Here is a 19,282-nt window from a genome sequence, read left to right on the forward strand (position 1 = left end):
CTAGCTATGGCGAACGGCGACGATGATTTCCCGGCCCTGTTCGGCGCAGGCGCGCACGATGCCCGCGGGCGGTTCCGAGTCGACGATGAGGCCGGCGATATGCGGCACGGAGGCGATGCGCACGGGCGTGTCCTGTTCGAATTTGCTGTGGTCTGCGAGCACATAAACCTTCTTGCCCGACTTCATCATCAGATGACGTTGCTCGGCCGCGAGCCGGGAGTAGTCGGTGAATTCGCCTTCCGGCGAGATGCCACCCACCCCGAGAAAAACCAGATCGACGCGGAAATGGCTGAGGGCCGTCATGGTTTCGACGCCGAACGCGGCTTCATCGTTCGGATCGATGTCGCCGCCGAGCACGACGACTTTCACGCCGGGCGCACGGCACAGCATCAGTGCGATCGGCAGGCTGTTCGTGATCACGGTGAGATCGCGGTGATGCTGGAGCGCCTCGGCTAACGCCAGGGTGGTGGAGCCTGAGTCGAGCAGCACGACCATCCCGTCCGAGACGAGTCGCGCGGCTGCGGCGCCAATGGCCGCCTTGCCCAGTGCGTTGGCTGCCTCGCGGCTTGCCAGTGAGGGTTCGGCGACCGACGGGCGCGCCGCGCCGCCGTGGACCAGATTCGCACGGCCCTGTTCCGCGAGGGTCTTCAGATCGCGCCGGATCGTCTCGCGCGAGACGCAGAGCGTCGCCGACAGGTTCGCGACGCTGACCGAGCCGCTCGCTTCGAGGCTTTGCAGAATGTAGTCGATGCGCTCGATCGCGAGCCGGCGGTTCGGGGTCAGCGAAGTCGGCACGGGCGGCGTTGGTCGGTTATCGAGCATGGTGTTGGACTCCGTGCGCTTCGTCGGCGATAGGGGCGCTAGCGGGTTGGCAGGTGGCGTCGTCGTGTGGATCGCGCGCAAGCTCGGCGGACGCGCCTGCCAGCGGAGGCGCCATTGGCGTTTGCGCGTCGCGGGTCGCGGCCATCGGTCCGGTCGCGCTGCCTGGATAGCGTACCTCCACGCCGGCCGCGGCGAAGACCCGCGCAAAGCGCGCTTCCAGCGGTGCATCGGTGACGAGCATGTCGATCTCGTTGGCGCTCATGGCGAGCACCAGCGCGCTGTGATCGAACTTCGGATGCACAGCGACGACGACTCGCTGCCGTGCCTGCCCGAACGCCGCGCGCGCGAACTCGACGTCCCAGGGCTGCGCGTCCATCAGGCGCCCCTCGGCATCGACGGCCGTGACTGAGACGATCGCGTACTTGACGTGAAACTGCCGGATATAGGCGAGCACCGACTCGCCGAGCGAAGCGGCGTCGTCCGCGCAAAGCTCGCCGCCTGCCATGAACACGCGATTGCCGTTGTGCTGCGCAAGCAGGCTGGCGATGGCCGCGGAGTTGGTGACCACCGTGAGCCGCGAGCGACTGCGCAGCGCCTGAGCGATGTGCGTGCAGGTGGTGCCGCTGTCGAGGATCAGCGAATCGCCGTCTTGCACCAGCTCGCCAATCTGCTGCGCGACGTGCAGCTTCTCAGCCTGGTACTCGTGCATGCGGCGCCGGAACGGCGACTCTTCCAGGTGGCTGGGCAGCATCACACCGCCGTGCACCTTGACGAGCAGCCCTTCTTCGATCAGCGGTTTGACGGTGCGTCGGATCGTTTCGTCGGAGACGGCGAGCGCCTGCGCGAGCTGGCTAATCGACGTGGTGCCCTGAGACTGGGCGATCCGCAGAATTTCTGCACGGCGTAGCAACGGATACATGGCGAGCAGGGTGACAAAAACAGAAAGGGGCCTCGGCGCGGCGCGCGATAGCACGCCGAGTTTCGACCATCATGGAGCCACAAAATAACACATAATTCCACGTCATTTGGATTTTTTCGAGGTTCGATCGCTGTGTGAGGTGCGCTAAGGCGGCCGCTGGCTGTGCCTTGAATCCAACGTCACGTGCGATCCCTTCATTTCGCCAAACCCGCCGCTGCTATTGCGTTACGCGTGGATTTTTTTTTCTGCATCTAGCAAGTTGCCATCGAAGCGGAGCTTGTTTTTATGTTGTTTTTTGCCGTTTTTTGTTGCAAGCTTCAGCCACATCGTTTTCCACAAAGAGCCACACATTTCCACGCGGAGGTGACCTGATGTCCACGGAAATCCCTAGCCAGGCGCGAGTCGTCATCATTGGCGGCGGCATCGTCGGCTGCTCGGTGGCCTGGCACCTGACGAAGCTCGGCTGGACCGACATCGTCCTGCTCGAACAGGGGCAACTGTCCTGCGGTACCACCTGGCATGCGGCCGGTCTCGTTGGGCAACTGCGGGCTCAGGAAAGCATGACCAGGCTGATTCGCTACTCGACGAAGCTCTATGCGGAACTCGAAGCCGAAACAGGTCTCGCCACAGGCTGGAAACAGTGCGGCTCGCTGTCGGTCGCGCGCACGGCAGAGCGCATGACCCAGCTCAAACGCACCGCGGCAGTCGCTCGCGCTTACGGTGTTACCTGCGAAGTCATCGGGCCGCGCGAGGCCGGCGAGCTATGGCCGGTGATGCGCACCGACGATCTGCTCGGCGCGGTCTGGCTGCCGGGCGACGGCAAGGCAAACCCCACCGATCTGACGCAGTCGCTCGCGCGCGGGGCACGCATGCGCGGCGCGCGCATCGTCGAGAACGTTCGCATCACCGCAGTGCAGACCCGCATGACGCGTCGAGGCCGCGAGGCCTGTGGCGTCACATGGCGCCGCAAGGACGGTGCCGAAGGGACGCTGCATGCGGACATCGTGGTCAACTGCGCCGGCCAGTGGGCCAAGGCGGTCGGGCGGCTGTGCGGCGTCACGGTGCCGCTGCATTCGGCCGAGCACTACTACATCGTCACCGAGCAGATCCCCGGCGTGCATCGCGACCTGCCCGTGATGCGCGATCCGGACGGCTTCATCTATTTCAAGGAGGAAGTGGGCGGCCTCGTGATGGGCGGCTTCGAGCCGAATGCGAAGCCGTGGGGCATGGCGGGCATCCCCGAGAACTTCGAGTTTCAGCTTCTGCCCGATGACTGGGATCAGTTCGAGATCCTGATGGAAAACGCGCTCGTGCGCGTACCGGCGCTCGAAACCGCGCAGGTCAAGCAGTTCTACAACGGGCCCGAATCGTTCACGCCCGACAACAACTTCATTCTCGGCGAGGCGCCGGAGCTGCGCGGCTTTTTCGTGGGCGCCGGCTTCAACTCGATGGGCATCGCGTCGGCGGGCGGCGCGGGCATGGCGCTCGCCGAGTGGATCGTCGCCGGTGAGCCGACCATGGACTTGTGGCCCGTGGACATCCGCCGCTTTGCGCGCTTCAATGGCAATGACACCTGGCTGCATGATCGCGTGAAGGAAACGCTCGGCCTGCACTACGCGATGCCTTGGCCGAATCGCGAGCTCGACACAGCGCGGCCGTTCCGGCGCTCGCCGCTCTATGCGCAATTGCGCGACGAGGGCGCATGCTTCGGCAGCAAGATGGGTTGGGAGCGGCCGAATTTCTTCGCGCCAAGTCCAGCCGAGGCGCGCATCGACTACGCGTTCGGTCAGCAGAACTGGCTGCCGTGGAGCGGGGCGGAGCACCGTGCCTGCCGCGAAGGGGTCGCGCTCTTCGACATGACCTCGTTCGCGAAACTGCTCGTCAAGGGGCGCGACGCCGAAGCGGTGCTGCAAGGCATCGTAGCGAACGACGTTGCCGTGCCGCCCGGCACCACCGTCTACACCGGCGTGCTCAACGAGCGCGGCACCTATGAATCCGATGTCACGCTGACCCGCCTCGCCGACGACCAATACCTGATCGTGACGGGCTCGGCGCAGGCAACGCGCGATCTCGACTATCTGGAGAAGGCGATTGCGCCCGAGCACCACTGCGTTGTCGTCGACGTTACCGGGCAATACGCGGTGCTCGCCGTGATGGGACCGCATGCTCGCGCGCTGCTGCAAAGCGTGTCGAAGGCGGACTGGAGCAACGAGGCTTTTGCGTTCGGCCAGAGCCGCGAAGTCGACATCGGCTACGCGACCGTGCGGGCGACGCGCCTCACCTACGTGGGCGAACTAGGCTGGGAGTTGTATGTGCCGGTCGAATTGGCGGTGGGTGTCTATGAGACGTTGCACGCGGCCGGCAAACCATTCGGTCTCGTCAACGCCGGCTACTACGCGATCGAATCGCTGCGGATCGAAAAGGGTTATCGGGCGTGGGGCCGCGAGCTCTCACCCGATTGCAATCCGTTCGAGGCAGGTCTCGGCTTTGCCTGCAAGCTCGACAAGGACATCGCGTTCCGTGGTCGCGACGCCCTGTTGCGGTTGCGCGAAGCGCCGTTGCAAAGACGTCTCGTGATTCTGACCGTCGACGGCGCCGAATCTCTGATGCTGTGGGGCGGGGAAGCCATTTTGCGCGACGGTGAGCCGGTAGGGGCGGTGACGTCTGCCGCTTTCGGGCATACGTTGCGGTGTCCGGTCGCGATGGGCTTCGTGAGTCGCGCGGACGGTGCCGCCGATGCCGGCTGGCTCACTGAAGGGCACTACACGATCGACGTGGCGGGCGAACAGGTGAAGGCGACCGTTCATCTGAAGGCGCCGTATGATTCGCGATCCGAGCGTGTGAAGGGCTGAGGGTGTCGTCATCTGGAGGCGAGCTTTCGGACACGCAGACCTGTGTGGTGCTTCCTGACTGTCGGTAAAACATCATGTCGTGATGTAAGTTTTCTTTGATCGGGACCTCCCCGCGAGCTTGCGTGGTCCTCACGGCTGGAGGCGGGGGGAAAGTGCTAGCATCGCGTTAGCGAAATTTCCCTCGACAAGTGTTCGGACCAACGAGATGCAGAACGACAGACCGCCGCCTCGGCGCGTGACATACGAGAAAGGGATCCGGATCGGCGGTTCTGGATGGTTCGGCCGATTGCTGGCTGCGGTTCTGAGCGTGATCGTGCTCGTGGCTGCCGCGATGGTGTCCGTGGTGGTGCTCGCTGTGTTGTTCGGGGTGGGCACGATCGCCATCGGGTATCTGTGGTGGAAGACGCGCGCGCTGCGCCGGCAGGCGCGCGCGTTCGGCGACGACGGCCGGACCGTCGACGTCGAGTTCGTCGACAAGGACGCACCCGAGGATGACGCCACGAAACGCTGACGATCGCCAATGGCCAACTCGCCAAGATCGTCAATCGACTGCTCCATGCTGCCCACCCCGATGTTCATGTCGATGCCGTCGCCCCCGTTGGGGCGACGCACCGATTTCATCCGCGTGCCGAGGCGCGCCCGTCTCCGCCAGAAATAGCTCGGACCCGCCGCGACGCCGCACGCATTCGCCGGCACTTCTGCGTTTCCAGCCACTGCAGCGACGCCTGCACCACCTCGGGCGGAACCTCGTCGAATGACGCACTGCGAATCAGCGTCTCGCTTGCGGCAATGTCGTTGAACTGCCCCAGCTTGTTTTGCACGGACGTCAACTCCTTGATGGTGCGACCGTGCCCGCCCTTGATAACGGGTTGAAAGAACTCGAGCAGGTACCGCAGCTTCTTGCCCGCCTTTCGAACGTCGTGAAGATCTTCCTCGTGCGTGGTCTCGCTACGTGCCGCGTATCTGCTTCGCTTTTGAAGCGTTCGCTGCGCCAGGCGGACGCGCTTCTCGGCGAACGCCCGAATGGGGAGATCGTTGCAACGCGATTGCAGTGTGGTTTGCGCGCGAAGCAGGGCATCGTTCAGGAACGCCTCCACTTCGTCGCTTCTGATCATGGTCTGGCTATGCACCACCGCCTGTGCGCGCTTCTCGCGTGCTGCGGCCACGAGCGGTTCGATCGATGCGCCTGATTTCTGCGCGGTGTCGAGCAGATCGCGTGCAATGTCCCAGTCGCGCGTTCCGCCGGCCACCGCCGCGAGACGTTTGAGTTCTTCGGTGGCTTGCGCGGTCGCCTCCTCTCCGAGGTATGGGGAGTACGCCCAGTACAAAGCCCGAAGCTTTCTGAAAGCGACCCGAAGCTGATGAAACCCCTCCACATCGGTCTTTGTGGATAGCTCTTTCGCCCTCTGCACTGCTTCGGCCACGACCGGCGTGGCCAGTGACGAGAAGGTAGTGGCGATAGAACTCTTTTTGGAGAGTGAGGTACCGGCAGGCCGGCTATTGACTTTGAAGAGCGTGTTTGGCCGCGGCAAGGACCAGTCACCATCCATATCCATTGAAGCCTCGAGTCGGACAAATATTAGACGTTGCCAGACCTTACCATATCCAATTGCTAGCGCCGATATTGTGACGCTTTGATGAAATACAGGTGCTTTTTCTTGTCGCGCGTACGTCAAAATCGTTTCACAACATTACCCGCTTCTGCCGTTCTGTATTAGGATACTGAGCTAAGTCTGGCACCGGCCGATACGCTGCTGCGCCGAGTGTGCCTGGAAAATATCTCCGCATAAGTGGGAGTCCGGTTTGAAGAAACGCGCCACCGTGATTTGTCGCAGAGGTAAGCGAATCCTCCTGGTCGCACGTAGTCAATCAAAATGGGTTTTGCCGGGCGGGATCCTCAAGCGTGGAGAACATCGCTCGGATGCCGCACTTCGGGAACTCAAGGAAGAAACCCAATTGTCCGGGAGGTCAGCCAAACACCTCTTCGACTTCCGTGGCAAGCAGAAGCACCATCACGTGTTTTCGTGCGAAATCTCGAATCGCGCCAAAGCGCGCCCGAGTAACGAAATATCCAGGTGCCGCTGGGTTCACGTCGACGACATCCCGCGCCTCATAACCAGTGGGCCGACAAACGATATCGTGAAGCTCATCAGTCAGCGACGTCGGAAATAGCCCAGCTATTCAGCCCGATACACGACGGCCCGCGAATTTTCCATCAGCGTCCTCAGGTGTAGGCCGTCGCGTTTCCAGTCCGTTTGCCCCCAAAGCCGAATCAGAAAGCGTGCTGCATGCGCCATCCAAGGTGCGCCATGTAGTGGGAAACGCTGACAGCAGTGTCCCCAGCTTCGGCGCGGAACCGAATGCCAGCTTAATCAGGAGTCGCAGAGGCGTCGGCCGGACCCGATTCGATGAGACTCATCAAGGTCTGCATTTCTACTAGCGGCGTAGCAGTCACCGCAGTCGCTACGCCGTCGGATTGTGGAAGCAGGCCAGCGAATGCCGCGATTCCAGTGCCGCATATCGCGATGAGTAGGGCGGCAGCAAGTAGAGCCGCACTGCCTCGAACTGTTTGCTTGGGAGCGAAGTCCGCAAAACGCCGCATCATGGCTATCTCCGGTTGATGCGGCCTCTGTATGCAAAGGCCGTGCCGACGGCAGCGACGGTCAGCGGAGCGCGCCACCGGGCGGCAGCACATGCGTCGATTGCTTTCGCGACAGACGCGACGTGGGGCCGGATTGGTGGGACCAACCCCACACCTTGACCCGGCGCGACGGTCCGAAGCCAACACTACACAGCGCGAACGACGTCTCTTATGTATTAAGTATTGGCCGGCGAACGCCAGGAAACTGAAGCTCGAACATGGCCGGAAACATATAGAAGGCATTCGGCCAGCGCGTCTTGTCCTCATCGCAGCCCCGTCCTACTCTGAGCTCAATCGACACCCCGACGCCTGAGCAACCCACTCTTTCTGTAAAGAACGCACTGCTAGGGGCGCGTACCGGCATACCTATCGGAGATGACATGCAAGAGAATATGACCGCTACCTTCGTGATCGGAACAAGAGAGATTGCGCAGGGCTATTCCGCTGTCGAGGTGCAGGCACGCGTACGGTCGGAGTTACCGGCATTCGGCGACGGCGCATTAGTGGACACGATGCGAAGAGGCTCAAGCGGCGTTGTCAAAACCTATCCGCTGTGCCGCTCATCAACACGGCGCGATGTCTACGTGATAGGAATGAGGACCGGGGGCAGGCACGACGATGAGCGGCCTGACTTTGACCTGACTTTGAAGGATGGGGACGAGATTCTCGTCGGAAAGCCACGCATTACACCAGTGACGGTCAATACCGGCGCTCGCTATATTCTCCTCGGAGGCGGAATAGGTATTGCGGCCATTGCGGGAGTAGCCCGTAGGCTCGCTGCGTTTGGCATATCCTTCGAGTTACACAACTTCGCTCGCACGCCCGAGCGAGCCGTATTCCGCGATCAGTTGGATGGAGTACGAGTGCATGGAAAAGTCTTTCATCACTTCGGGTTGTCCGACGAAGAAATCGCGCAAGAGGTCGCTCACGCGCTTGGTCCAACTCATGCGAACTCGCAGGTTTATTGCAGTGGACCGCCGCCTTTTATGGACTTCATCCGTCGGCGCGCTCGGGAGTGGGTCTACAAAGAGAACATTCACCAAATCTTTCTGGGTGACAGAAGCCGCATGACCTGAAATCTATCGACAGGCCGGACGCTCAAGTATCAGGATGGCTCGCGATAAAACTCGCGAAGGCGTTATACGGAAGCGGAAGCACCGTGCCATTGATCATCAGACCGTAAGTAGCGTCACCGCTATCGAGCTCGTAATACATCGCCGATTGAATGTTCTTCGTCTTTCTCGCCTGATAGTAACTGAGCAGGCGAGATGTGATGTAGTCGGCCCGGTATGTCTCAGTCTTCTCCGGCCCCGTGTTCCACTCCGAAATCATGAAGGGGACGCCATATCGGGCCTTGCAGTAGGTGGGCAAATCGAACCCCGGGCCGGACCCGTCGGAACCGATATCGAAGATGTCGCCGTACACCTCGTAGTTGTGCCAGGTCGTCAAGTCCCACCGTACCGTTGGATGACCGCTCGTCCCATCGGGCTGCTTGCCGTCCCACAGAGCGTCGGATGCACCGGTATCCGCGACGCAAAAATTGATGCCGCATTTGGCATCCGCCTGCACGGACTTTGCCCCGTCGATCATGCCGCGCATCGCGCCGCGCATCAGCGGCCAGTTCGTATTGTTGAAATCGGCCGCGCTGGTTCCAGCGTTGGTCGAATCGAGAATGATCCCGCTGGCACGCGTCAGCTCGTTGCCGCATTCATACATGGTCACGCCGTAGGGTTGCAACGCCGTCGCGACAGCTACCGCGCAATTGAAGCCCCGCGTATAGGCCGCCGATTCACTCGTGAAGAGGTTGCCGTTGCTGTCGTAGATGCCGGTGTCGATCAGCACGAAAAGGTTCAAGCCCGCCGGCTGGAATGCCTGGGCCAATGCCACGACGGCGGCGAGTTGCGGCGGGTAGTCGGTACAGCTGAGCCGGTACGTGGAGCAACCGAGAGTTTTGATGATCGACACGAGCTGTGTCGTCGAATACAGGTAGTCGTAGTGCCCGTTGATACCGTGAAACGAACCCGCTGACGCAGGGGTCACGATGCGCGGATCGTTGCATGGCAACCATTGATCGGCATCGGCGCACACATAGAACTGGCCGCCGGTCGATTGTGCCCAGAACTTGCCGCCGTACCACAGTAGAAGCGCGGCATTCGACATCGTACCGACGGCACTCCGATTGCGGTACACGATACCGTTCTCAACGGTCCATATCGCGCCGACTTTGTCGATCAGATACGACGCGGGAGGGATCGAGGTGCCGTCGGCGGAGGTGCCGCCCAAACGCGGGTCATTGCACGATTGCCATCCGGAACCATTCCATCCGTAAAACTGACCGCCTGTTCCCTCGTGATAGATCGCGCCTCCGTACCAGAGTATCAACGAGACGTTGTAGGTGTTGCCTGCCGCGGCCCCGTTTCTGTAGACAGACCCGTCGACCATTGTCCACGACGCGTTCTGACTGTCGAAGATGACCGTCGCCGGCGGGATGGTCGTGTTCTGTGGCGATGCGCTCGATGCGTTGCTCGAAGATCCAGAGCTCGAGTCTGAGGGATTGCCGGAGGTGTCGCCCGAACCCGAACTCGAGCCGGACGGATCGGTGGACACCGTTCCACTTGAGGGCGCCGGCGACGAGCCGTTCACCACCGTCGTCCCGCCACCGGTCGAGGTGGTCATACCGGTGGTGGCCGTACCCGGCGAAGTCGCGATGCCGGAGCTTGTCGTGCCCGTAGAGGGCGCTGCGGTCGTGCCCGACGGACTCGCGGAATTACCGGTGGAAGAGCCGCCGACATCGGCAGTACCGCTACCACCACCCCCACACGCGCTCAATACGACGCTTCCGCCGAGCGCGGTGAGACAACCAAGAAATTGTCGTCGTCCAATCATGACAATAGAGGGGGCTGCCGCGAGGCGGCCCCAAAAATACTGGAGAGAAGTCGGGGAGTCCTGCGGATCGCGAGGGCGTCGCGTGAGCCGTTCAGGACATTCGATGGCCGGCCGCGCGCGGTCTTTCGTTGCGACGCTTCACTTCGTCCGGCTGGTCATGCCTGTCTGTCGGCACAGACGACGCGGGGGAGGAGGGTCGTGCGGAAATAAAATCGTTCTTCCTGCAATGGAAGCACGGCGGGTAGATTTCACTCTACGGGTGAAGGCGAGGGAATCGCACGTTGTCTGTGCAGCGGTGGACCTGGATCAGGATTCGACCGCGTCCGACAGAGTCGCGTCAAAATGAACACACGACTAGAGCGTGCGCGGAGAGGCGGGGCGTCATGTGATGATTCAATCGCCCTGTCTGGAGTCCCCTTTTTTGAGCAATAGTTTCAGGCTCGCTCAAGCCCACTTGGTTAGGTGGGCTTTTTTTGTGTGCTTCGCGTACACGCCCGATCGCAAAGACATCCACCCGCAGCGTAAGCACGCGACGAGCACCGTGGCGCGGCTTGTTGACGGCGGAGACGGCGAGTGCTCGCGAATCGGCTGTACGCGAGCGGAAGAGGGCGGCTGCGACGCGACGCTCAATGGCAGGAGCTCGCCGATGCGGTTGACGGGATGGTGGGCAATCCGGTCGATGAGATGATGCAGATAAACCGTATCCGCCAAGTCTCACTCCGTCGCGCTCAGTGGAGTGGCAAGCCGCTATCGAGCTGGCGCTGCAGGTCGCGCACCTGGCGCTGCGCGACGCGCAACTGATCCTGCGCGGCGGCCTTCTGCTGTGCCAATTCGGTTGCCTCGGCGCGCTTCTGCTCCTGCTGGCTCGCGACGATGCTCTGCTGCTGACGCGCGATCTCGAGGTCGGCCTGCAGCCGGCTCGCGCGGTCCTGTGACAACGCGACGAGCCGTTGCGTGAACGCCTTCTGCGCTTCGAGTTGCGTGCGACGGATTTCGACGTCCGACAGCTGCACGGTCTGGCGCACGAAATCCTTGTAGATGAACTCGGCGCGCGTGACGTCCTGGGTCTTGATCACGCGCCAGAAATTCTTCTGCTGGAACAGCGCGACGTAGTAGGTCATCTCCTTGCCGTAGAACATCAGGCTCGCACCATACGTGCCGTTATAGGTGGTGCGCAGTTCGCTCAGATCCGAGCCGTGGATCATCTGCTGCAATTCCGCGACATTGCCAGTGGCGGATTGGCGGTTTTCATCCGGCGTCAGCGCAGTGGTCTCGGCCTGGCCGGTCTGCGATGTGTCGGGCAACGCGCTCGTCGCACCCGGTTGTGAAACGATTACGCTGCTGGTGCCAGTGTTCTCCAGAGCCTGTGCATTCGCGCCCTGAAGGGGCGCCAATGCGATGCATGCGGTCAGAGCAATCTCTCGTAGCTTTGCGTTTCGGTCCATGTATTACCTACTGAACGGATCATGTTTGAGTAGAACCCGGCCAATATTACTCACTTTCGCGGCTTTCGGGCTGTACATCGATGATAGGAATTTGCGTGTTTTCTGCCTTACAACGAGCACAAGCGCAGCCCGTTTCGCGGGCGCGGCCGTCCGCGGCTCGGCATGTCGCATACACAGTCTTATGCAAATACCCTATTGCAAGTGCGAGACCGTCTCCGGTTTTTCAGGGCGTAGCTCCAGGTGGAAAACGCACCAAAGTTGTAGATTTCACAATTGTTTTCACCGCGACGCCAGCTGCTCGGTAGGCTGTGAACACGTTTCTTGTTGATGTGACATTTCAGAGTCTAGTTCTCCGTCCGCCATGTACCTCGGCTTAATGTCGGCTGAGTCGGCAGCTTTGCTGGTGATCGAAGAGACTGGGATGAGATGAGCAAGTGGATTGTGGTATTGGCAGCAGTACATGGAAGCACGTCACGAAGCAGGGATATGAGGTCGACCACGCACAGTCTCGTTTGGCGGTGTCACTTCGTGGTAGCTGAGCTGAGGCGTGCCATCAGGGCGGCCGTGCACGACAAGGGGGCGTAGCTCAATAGCAAGGTAGGGCGCGGGCAGGATCGGGATGGCAGTTTCGAGTTCATCCTGATTCCCAAACACAAGCGCAGTTTCACCGGCTCGGACGAACGCATCATCGCCCTGTACGCGCGTGGGGTGAGCGTCCGCGGGATCCAGGCGTTCCTGGCCAAAACCTACGGCACGGGCTTCTCCCCCGACTTCATCAGCTGGGTCACGAACCGGGTGGTGGCCGGGACGCTTGCCCGGCGAAGCCGACCGCCCGAACCAATGTTCCCGGTGGTGCTTTTCGATGAACTGCGCGTGAAGATCCGTGACGACGGTGTAGTGAGCAACAAGGCCGTGGATCTGGCTTTCAATGAGCTCAGAATGCGCGCAAGACCATCAAGACTCGCGATCACTCCCCAACGACGTAGCCGCCATCAAGCGCCTCGGGCTGGCCTCGCGCAACGTGCTGGCGAAGTCCGTGAAGGCCCCCTTCGACCGGAAATCAGCCATGAACCGGTTTGCGATCCTGTTTGGCGAGCACTTGTAGCTACAGGTTTTGTATTCGAATAGCGGCAGCGATCCAAGAGGGAGTGAACCGCGAAGGCCACCTTGTCTGTTCCGGCGCCGGCCTTGCAGAGTCGTCGAAAATGCTGATGGTAATCGCCTTCGATGTAGCGTCGGAGCCCACGAAGGAGCCAGCTACGATGACCTTAGGTCGCAAGGTGAGCAAACGACGGTCGGCAGTCTTATATGGCCCTCATCGAATCGAGCTCGATCACGCTGCCCGGCGACATCGACCCACCGAAGGGATTGCTGCTTGAGCGCAACGCTCGAGTCACTGGGCTGCGAGAACAGATCTCGTCGCGCACGCTCGAGCAGTTCGAATTGTTGGTGGAAGATCGGCAGCCTTACGAAGGCACCGTCGACATCGCCGTCACTCTCACAACGAAGTGGTCGCACCGAGAGAGCGTTAACGGTAAGTACTGTCGATCCTCTCGATGGCCGCGATCTGTTCGCCGACGCCGGCGGCCTCGATTGCGGTGGTCATATCTTTTGCCAGCTGTGCGGGAAAAAGGTGAAGCCCCGACAGTCGGGGATCCATCGGGGCTTCGGTGGGCAGGCAGTGCTTTCTAAAGATCGCTCCCCCGCCCTGACCGATCAGAAGATCGATACATTGAGCATAACCTGAGCGGCGGGCGATCTTTGTGAACAATTGTCGCGCAATCGAGTCTTTTCGTTGAATAAAAGTACTTGCTTCTTCGTCGACATCTCCCTGAAGCATCATTTAGAAAAGGGACTCTGACAAGGTGAGGAACGAAAATTAGGTTTACCGAAGAAAAACGAGTAGGAATAGACAAAGACGGAGTTTGTGGCTGACTTTAACAGATCGACACGCGAGGCCGACAGGGTTCTCGCATGGATTCCTTGTTGCGACCTGTCTGTTGCATTGAGAGCGGGTGGGATTCGACCCGTCGCCAGATGGATTCACAAACGTTGACAGACCCGCGCCTCCCGCGCGGCTACAGTAGATGCATCCGCTGAGCGGGCCGGCGGATCCTCGGTATTGCGCGACTCCCGGCGGCTCGAATTCCACCCACATGCTTAAACACGATTACCGCGAGCTAGTTCGGCTCCGTCATCGCGGAATTGAGAAATCACTTAATTGATAATCGAATGTGGGCCGCACAAAAGGTATTGCAAATTTTCTATTCGAGGAGAGTCGATAGATGCAACGAGAAGTAACTACTCGACCCGGTCTTTCCGATGCGAAGGCATACAAGCGCCCGATCGCCGAAGCGGGGCGAGTATCGCGTCTTCGCAAGCGGTGGATTATGTTGCTCGCCATCGGGACGTTTTCGCTATCGATTCTGTTTGTGTGGGGATTTCTTCACTTAATTCTCGTGCTAGTGTTTCCAAAGACAGTCATTGCCCATTAGGCCGCTCCTTTGCGGTCTCAACGACGTTATATTCCGGTCGTACAGTCATAGATGACGATCGTCGTCGGGTCATATGATGGAGTATCCCTATGCGGACGGACGCCTTCTCATCTCTCGCGGTCGCTGTCCATGATGCAGCATATCGGGCACGGCCGTTCTACTTCGACGATGAACAGCAGGCTCTCTTAAATAGGATTCGCGATGCTTGGGGCGAGGATTGCGTAATTCAGATCTCGAATGGACGATTGAAGATTTTCGCCGAGGAGGGGCGCTTCGAGTTCTTCAGCCGCGTCGAACTTTTCGACGCGATCGCTGCAAGGACACTGAAGAGAAGCAATAGATAGAGTAAGCAAAGAGTGGTTACGCTCCCCAATCTCGGACCGGTTGGTATGCAGCGACTACCGCCGCGAATGAACGCTCAGGTGCCAGAGGCTGTCGATATTGCGATTCTCACCAGGCACGGACTGGAATATGCGCCGAAAGCCTTGGGGTCGGCCACCCGCACGATAGTGCGATATCGTCACGTATTATTGCCTCATGCCCTCGAGGTGTCAGGGTCATCGAGAATATATAAACAGGCACCACGCGCTAATGAGTGATACCGTTTTTCTCGATAAATCTGTCAATCTGCTCGTCAGTAATCGGCTTTGAAATGTAGTAACCCTGGCAGTCGATCTGTCCGATTGTCTTCGCCCAAGCGAATTGCGCTGCCGTTTCAATGCCTTCGAGAACAACCCGCTTTCCAAGGCGTTGGCCGAGCTGCACGAGCGTTTCGACCATCACTTTCAAATCAGCGTTCTCTTGTATGTCGTACATGAACGTTCGGTCCAATTTGAGTGTGTCGACACCAAGCTTATGGAGAATGGAAAGCGACCAGCATCCTGAACCGAAGTCATCGATTGCTACGCTTACGCCGGCTTTTCTGAGAGACGCTATGGCTGAGGCAAGCACGTCAATCGGACCGGGGTCGGTGGTCTCGGTGAGTTCGATCTGCAACCGGGACGCGTTGAGTGCGCGGGTCCGAAGGAGTGTGGATAGCTTGTTTGCCAATCCGGGACGGCCAATTTCGCTGGCGGGAAGATTGATAGCCAACGAAAGGGTTTCGTGTCCGCGGACGGTCCAGTCTGCTAGCGTTCGAGCGGCTTCCGTAACGACAAAATCCGTGAACCTCGCGGTTAGCGGAGAGTTCTCCACAAAGTGGATAAACGCCGCGGGCGTTAGAACTCCGTGTACGGGGTGACGCCAACGTAGCAGCGATTCGAAGCCGGATAACCGGCATTCCTGCAGCCGCAATTTGGGCTGAAAGACGAAAAAGAATTCCCGTCTGTCCAGTCCGCGCTCCGCGTCTCCGATTGCACAGGAGTTGCATAGATCCGCGGCGATGTGTTCCATGGCGATCTCGACTGCAAGTGTGTTGCAAGCCTCACATCGAGTGGATCGACCCCACCTCATGAAGTCAAGATCGTGTGAGTTATGTCGTTATGCCCATCTTCCTTCCATCGGGCTTGCTACTCCAGATGATCCGATAAGCCGTCTCGACAAGCGGATCGTAGCCAATAGATTCGTGTGAATTCTGAATTAATGAAACATTGCGCATAGAATTTCATATACGTTTAATGTCATTCACCGTGCCTTTAGTTCACTTTTCGTGACGCCGTGCTTCTCTATGCCTTTTACCATTCGAATGCTAGTGGATGTGAGATGGCTAGAGGGTTTGTGCGAGCGGGATGTGGAATTTGGGAAAAATCGTGCCTTCAACGTATTCGACCGAACGCTTTGCTTCGGGAATGGTATTGGGTGCTCTCGTCGGGTGGCTTGTCTCGGCGGGGGTGGATCATTGGAGGTTGATGTCATCGATTGATCATGGCTTTGGCCTGCGGCTGGCGTTGGAAACCGCGGCGGCGTGCTGTTTGCTTCTGCCGAGGCCATTGCTGCTGAAAACGGTATTTCGGTCTCGGCGTAGCGTGTTCATCCGGGACGAAGATATACGTGCAATGCTGCTGGGGCGCGTCGTTGGTGTGGTGAGTGGCATCTGGATCGGCGCGACAGCCAATTGCATGCTTGTTTGAATGCCTCACGTTGACTTGCGGATAAGTCGGTCCATAGGTGGCATTACCCCCATACATCGCCTTCATCGATTTCGCGCTCATCGTTGATAGGCTTGGGTAGTGTGAACACGCCCTGGCTGTACATCGCTTATGTTATGTGGGGCTGGTTAGCTGACGGCGCGCGGTGAAGAAGTGGCTTGCAACCACGAAGCAATGTCCCTTACGACGGGATCCCAATCACCTTCGCGAGTCTGCCGTAGCACGGTCACGCCGTTGATCCACGGGCTGGTAGTTCCTTCGCTACCCCATCGCCAGTCTCCCGATGTATTGACTGGCACACAAGTCGGTGTGCCCATCATCGCGGCAAGATTAGCAACTCCCGAATCCACCGCGATCACCGCATCCAGTTGCTCGATACAGGCGGCGGTGTCGTCAAAATGCTGGATACCGGGAAGATAGCGGCTAACGTTGCGTGCCGGTGCGCCGGCGAGTGGCTCGACTAACGGGTGATGCAAATTCACGAAATGTACTCGATTCGCTACGGCGGGATTCTCCGCGAGCCAATTGACCGCGTCAAGCGGCAGACTGCGACGCGTGGCCCAACACCGAGCGATGCTGCCCAGTTCGGGCCTGTGGCGCTGGTCGCAGTCCCAGAACAGGCCAACCAGCTTCTTCCACGGGTGCTGCGCGCGTAAATGTAGTGCCCACTCGGCTGCAATTTGCTGTTTCGAGAGCGGCGGACGGATATAAGGTTGGAAACGGTATCCGGAGGAGATTGTCGCCCCGGATTTCAACAAGGGGAGATGTAGCAGCGTGGCGTGGAGTTGTGGCGCGAATGTCTCTACATGCGACTGCACTTCGTCCGGCAATATTTCGTGCAACTGCGTTGGACGCCGTGCGCTCACAACCTCGCAGTGCGGCAGCGATGCCTGCATGAGTGCATGGCTCTGAGGGTCACAAGTGAGCATTACGCTGGCGCCGGCATCAAGCCAATCATCCACACAGGCAGCCAGCAGAAAGTTGTCGCCAAAACCCAACTGATGTGTGATCAGCACACGCTGGCCGTTCAGACCGGTTTCACTAGTCCACGTCGGGATACCGGCCGGCCGGTAGTTGCCAGTGGAACTGGAATCCCCGTTACGCCTCTCCCAGTGCGTAAAGCCTCGTGAATCGCCCGTTTTGAGCATCGCCTCACCCAGGAAGTGTTTCGATGCCGCGAGGAACCCTGCGTTGCCCGATGCCGCCATCCGCCCGGCCTCGTCCAGCAGCGTGATTGCTCGGGTGAACTCGCCGGCCATCATCAGGCTATAACCGCGCCGTAACAAATAGACCGCCGGCTCGGTCAATAGCGATGGGTCACGAGTCCATGCATCTGCGGCCTCCGCATGACGCCCCAGCAGGTTTAGCGCCAAAGCGCGTAGCGCAACAAAATAGGGGGCATTCGGGTTGAGCGCCAGTGCATGTTCTGCCCATGGAAGCAGCTTTTCCTCGAGTTTGAGCGCAATCAGCGTTTGACAGATTTCGCTCACATTCGATAGATCGTACGGGTTCTTTTCGTGCCTGGTTTGCGCAGTACGCAATTTCCGTGTCAATTCAGCAGTCGTTGTCAGATCTTTCAATTCCATGACTCGAAAAACATGTGATGTGCCGTACCCCGTGCATAGCTAGCGGCTAGATGACTGTGCGTGATTGTGACAGGGAAGGCACGGAATTTCTGTCAACTTTCGCGCGCTATGTGAGGTCACCAGACTAGAAGCCGTGCTTCATAGTCTCGGGGAATGCGCTTTCCTTGGTCTGAAAATCGTTGGCGATTTGTGTCGAGAAAGACGGGCGGAATCGTCTGGTGTTCGGTGAACAAATGCAGAAACATTCGAGCACGGCAATATCTATCGACCTACTGCGAACCCATCGGCAATAAGGGTGACATACGCTTGAGCGGCTGGCACTGGCGTTTCTCGGCATGTGTGAGTTGCGCGCTGCGCGATTGCCCTGTGGGACTCGTTGTCACGCGCAGCAGTACGATTCGCGCGCGCATGGCCAGTGCAGGTCTAGATCGGGAACGTGCGAGTGACATTAGTCGCGAGCGTCCTCATAGTTCACCGACAATTCTCTCGTTTCATTGACATGTTGACGTCCCCCATTACGGTGACGTCAACATGCTGCGCGACTATAGATCAGACAATAACGGAGTTGCGCACTATTCAATTGCTAACAGCAGCCACACGCGGCCGGCAATAGAACGCAATCGCAAAAGAAAGCGTATCTAAGCAGCGGGTTCGTATCTTGGCGCATTGACAGTGCAGCGAAACTGACCGAGCTTTTCGCGAGCGACGCACAGCATGTTTAGATCGTCCATGAACCACAGTTCGTAGCCGAGCCGGTGGAGTTCATTGCAAATGTTTTCCTTGTCGAGCCAGTACTCGATCCAAAGAATCGGGCGATGAGTTGCAAGGGTGTGTTTTGCGCCTTCTAGCACACGTAATTCCATACCTTCGACGTCGATTTTGATTAGATCGACGCGTGTCAACTCCAGGGCATCAATTGGAATAGCCTTGACCGACTCCTTGCCAACGAGTGCGCCCAAGGGGTTGTTTGGCTGGTCCAGATCAGCAGCGTGGCCAAATTGAATCATGCCGAAATCGCGAGCTTCGGTGTAGACGACCGAGGGGATTTGAAGAACGGTAGACGAATCCGATGCAGCCAGATGGTAGCAGTGCAAGTTCAATAGATTATTCGCGACGCAGTTCGCGGCCAGCATGTAGAAGACAATACGCTGAGCCTCAAAGGCGATCACTGACCCTCCCTTGGATGCAAGAAGCGAGGCACAAGGAATAGCCACCATCCCGACGTTTGCGCCTACGTCGAGCATGCACGCTCCATTGTCGAGTTGTCCTACGATGGTTAGCAGGTTAGACAGCTCGGCGTCAATGTGCAGTTTTCCGGTTTGCAGGATTGCTTTCGGTTGATGAGCGTCGCCGCGCAACATTGTGAATTTTCCGCGATTGCTCTCCAACTGGATCGCGTAGCCGGGAAACTCATGGGGATTCGCAGAAGACATATCGTTGATTGAATCAGGATTGCTAGGGGAGCAACACCTTAAATGGTGCTAGCTTTCACGGGCTGCGCCCGAGCTAAACGAGCGCTTCGAACATGATCCTTGAACTCTCATTTTCT

Annotated in this window: 15 protein-coding genes and 1 pseudogene; 7 read left to right on the forward strand and 9 right to left on the reverse strand. The window is 59.1% G+C overall.

Going from position 1 to position 19,282, the window contains the following annotated elements; all coding sequences use genetic code 11:
* Both CI15_RS20220 and CI15_RS20225 read right to left on the reverse strand, forming a co-directional pair.
* Complete coding sequence (locus CI15_RS20220; RefSeq protein WP_062130213.1) at nt 1-822, reverse strand: DeoR/GlpR family DNA-binding transcription regulator; 822 nt, start codon at nt 820-822, stop codon at nt 1-3.
* Nucleotides 812-1,741 (reverse strand): DeoR/GlpR family DNA-binding transcription regulator, encoded by a 930-nt coding sequence (locus CI15_RS20225; protein WP_062130214.1) that lies wholly within the window; start codon nt 1,739-1,741, stop codon nt 812-814. Before CI15_RS20225 ends, CI15_RS20220 begins: the two co-directional genes overlap by 11 nt.
* A gap of 371 nt (nt 1,742-2,112) precedes the next feature.
* Here CI15_RS20225 and CI15_RS20230 point away from each other — a divergent pair, with 371 nt between their 5' ends.
* Both CI15_RS20230 and CI15_RS20235 read left to right on the forward strand, forming a co-directional pair.
* Nucleotides 2,113-4,593, forward strand: coding sequence for a GcvT family protein (locus CI15_RS20230; protein WP_062130216.1), 2,481 nt, complete (start codon nt 2,113-2,115; stop codon nt 4,591-4,593).
* A gap of 205 nt (nt 4,594-4,798) precedes the next feature.
* Nucleotides 4,799-5,104 (forward strand): hypothetical protein, encoded by a 306-nt coding sequence (locus tag CI15_RS20235; protein WP_062130218.1) that lies wholly within the window; start codon nt 4,799-4,801, stop codon nt 5,102-5,104.
* Between the two features lie 106 nt (nt 5,105-5,210).
* On the opposite strand, the gene CI15_RS20240 is transcribed toward CI15_RS20235, so the two are convergent.
* Nucleotides 5,211-6,149: a CHAD domain-containing protein gene (locus CI15_RS20240; RefSeq protein WP_062130220.1), complete on the reverse strand. Its 939-nt coding sequence runs from the start codon at nt 6,147-6,149 to the stop codon at nt 5,211-5,213.
* Nucleotides 6,150-6,396: 247 nt separating this feature from the next.
* Between CI15_RS20240 and CI15_RS35520 the strand changes: the two genes are divergently transcribed.
* Together CI15_RS35520 and CI15_RS36580 are read left to right on the forward strand one after the other, a co-directional pair.
* Entirely contained in the window at nt 6,397-6,765 is a 369-nt protein-coding gene (locus CI15_RS35520; RefSeq protein ID WP_075643740.1) for an NUDIX hydrolase, read from the forward strand.
* 849 nt (nt 6,766-7,614) lie between these two features.
* A complete protein-coding gene (locus tag CI15_RS36580; protein ID WP_075643741.1) occupies nt 7,615-8,310 on the forward strand; it encodes a ferredoxin reductase domain-containing protein in 696 nt (231 codons plus the stop codon).
* A 22-nt stretch (nt 8,311-8,332) separates the two neighbouring features.
* Here CI15_RS36580 and CI15_RS20250 read toward each other — a convergent pair whose 3' ends face one another.
* Nucleotides 8,333-10,120, reverse strand: a complete 1,788-nt coding sequence (locus tag CI15_RS20250) for a hypothetical protein (RefSeq protein ID WP_174543247.1) — start codon at nt 10,118-10,120, stop codon at nt 8,333-8,335.
* A 728-nt stretch (nt 10,121-10,848) separates the two neighbouring features.
* Nucleotides 10,849-11,565 (reverse strand): DUF2968 domain-containing protein, encoded by a 717-nt coding sequence (locus tag CI15_RS20255; protein WP_062130225.1) that lies wholly within the window; start codon nt 11,563-11,565, stop codon nt 10,849-10,851.
* A gap of 609 nt (nt 11,566-12,174) precedes the next feature.
* On the opposite strand from CI15_RS20255, the pseudogene CI15_RS37745 reads away from it, so the two are divergent.
* Nucleotides 12,175-12,501 (forward strand): annotated as a pseudogene (locus CI15_RS37745) (transposase); the annotation flags it as partial.
* Between the two features lie 592 nt (nt 12,502-13,093).
* On the opposite strand, the gene CI15_RS20260 reads toward CI15_RS37745, so the two are convergent.
* Complete coding sequence (locus tag CI15_RS20260; RefSeq protein ID WP_153041153.1) at nt 13,094-13,408, reverse strand: hypothetical protein; 315 nt, start codon at nt 13,406-13,408, stop codon at nt 13,094-13,096.
* A 741-nt stretch (nt 13,409-14,149) separates the two neighbouring features.
* Between CI15_RS20260 and CI15_RS20265 the strand changes: the two genes are divergently transcribed.
* On the forward strand, nt 14,150-14,404 hold the full coding sequence (locus CI15_RS20265) for a hypothetical protein (RefSeq protein WP_062130230.1): 255 nt from the start codon (nt 14,150-14,152) through the stop codon (nt 14,402-14,404).
* Nucleotides 14,405-14,648: 244 nt separating this feature from the next.
* Here CI15_RS20265 and CI15_RS20270 read toward each other — a convergent pair whose 3' ends face one another.
* Entirely contained in the window at nt 14,649-15,452 is an 804-nt protein-coding gene (locus CI15_RS20270) for an EAL domain-containing protein (RefSeq protein WP_062130232.1), read from the reverse strand.
* A 344-nt stretch (nt 15,453-15,796) separates the two neighbouring features.
* On the opposite strand from CI15_RS20270, the gene CI15_RS20275 reads away from it, so the two are divergent.
* On the forward strand, nt 15,797-16,129 hold the full coding sequence (locus CI15_RS20275; RefSeq protein ID WP_153041154.1) for a hypothetical protein: 333 nt from the start codon (nt 15,797-15,799) through the stop codon (nt 16,127-16,129).
* 146 nt (nt 16,130-16,275) lie between these two features.
* Here CI15_RS20275 and CI15_RS20280 read toward each other — a convergent pair whose 3' ends face one another.
* Together CI15_RS20280 and CI15_RS20285 are read right to left on the reverse strand one after the other, a co-directional pair.
* Nucleotides 16,276-17,733: a glycosyltransferase family protein gene (locus CI15_RS20280; protein WP_062130236.1), complete on the reverse strand. Its 1,458-nt coding sequence runs from the start codon at nt 17,731-17,733 to the stop codon at nt 16,276-16,278.
* Nucleotides 17,734-18,371: 638 nt separating this feature from the next.
* The gene (locus tag CI15_RS20285) at nt 18,372-19,166 is read right to left on the reverse strand and encodes an FkbM family methyltransferase (protein WP_062130238.1); all 795 of its coding nucleotides are present in this window, start codon (nt 19,164-19,166) and stop codon (nt 18,372-18,374) included.
* Between the last annotated feature and the right edge of the window lie 116 nt (nt 19,167-19,282).

The organism is Paraburkholderia monticola (assembly GCF_001580545.1).
GTDB lineage: Bacteria > Pseudomonadota > Gammaproteobacteria > Burkholderiales > Burkholderiaceae > Paraburkholderia > Paraburkholderia monticola.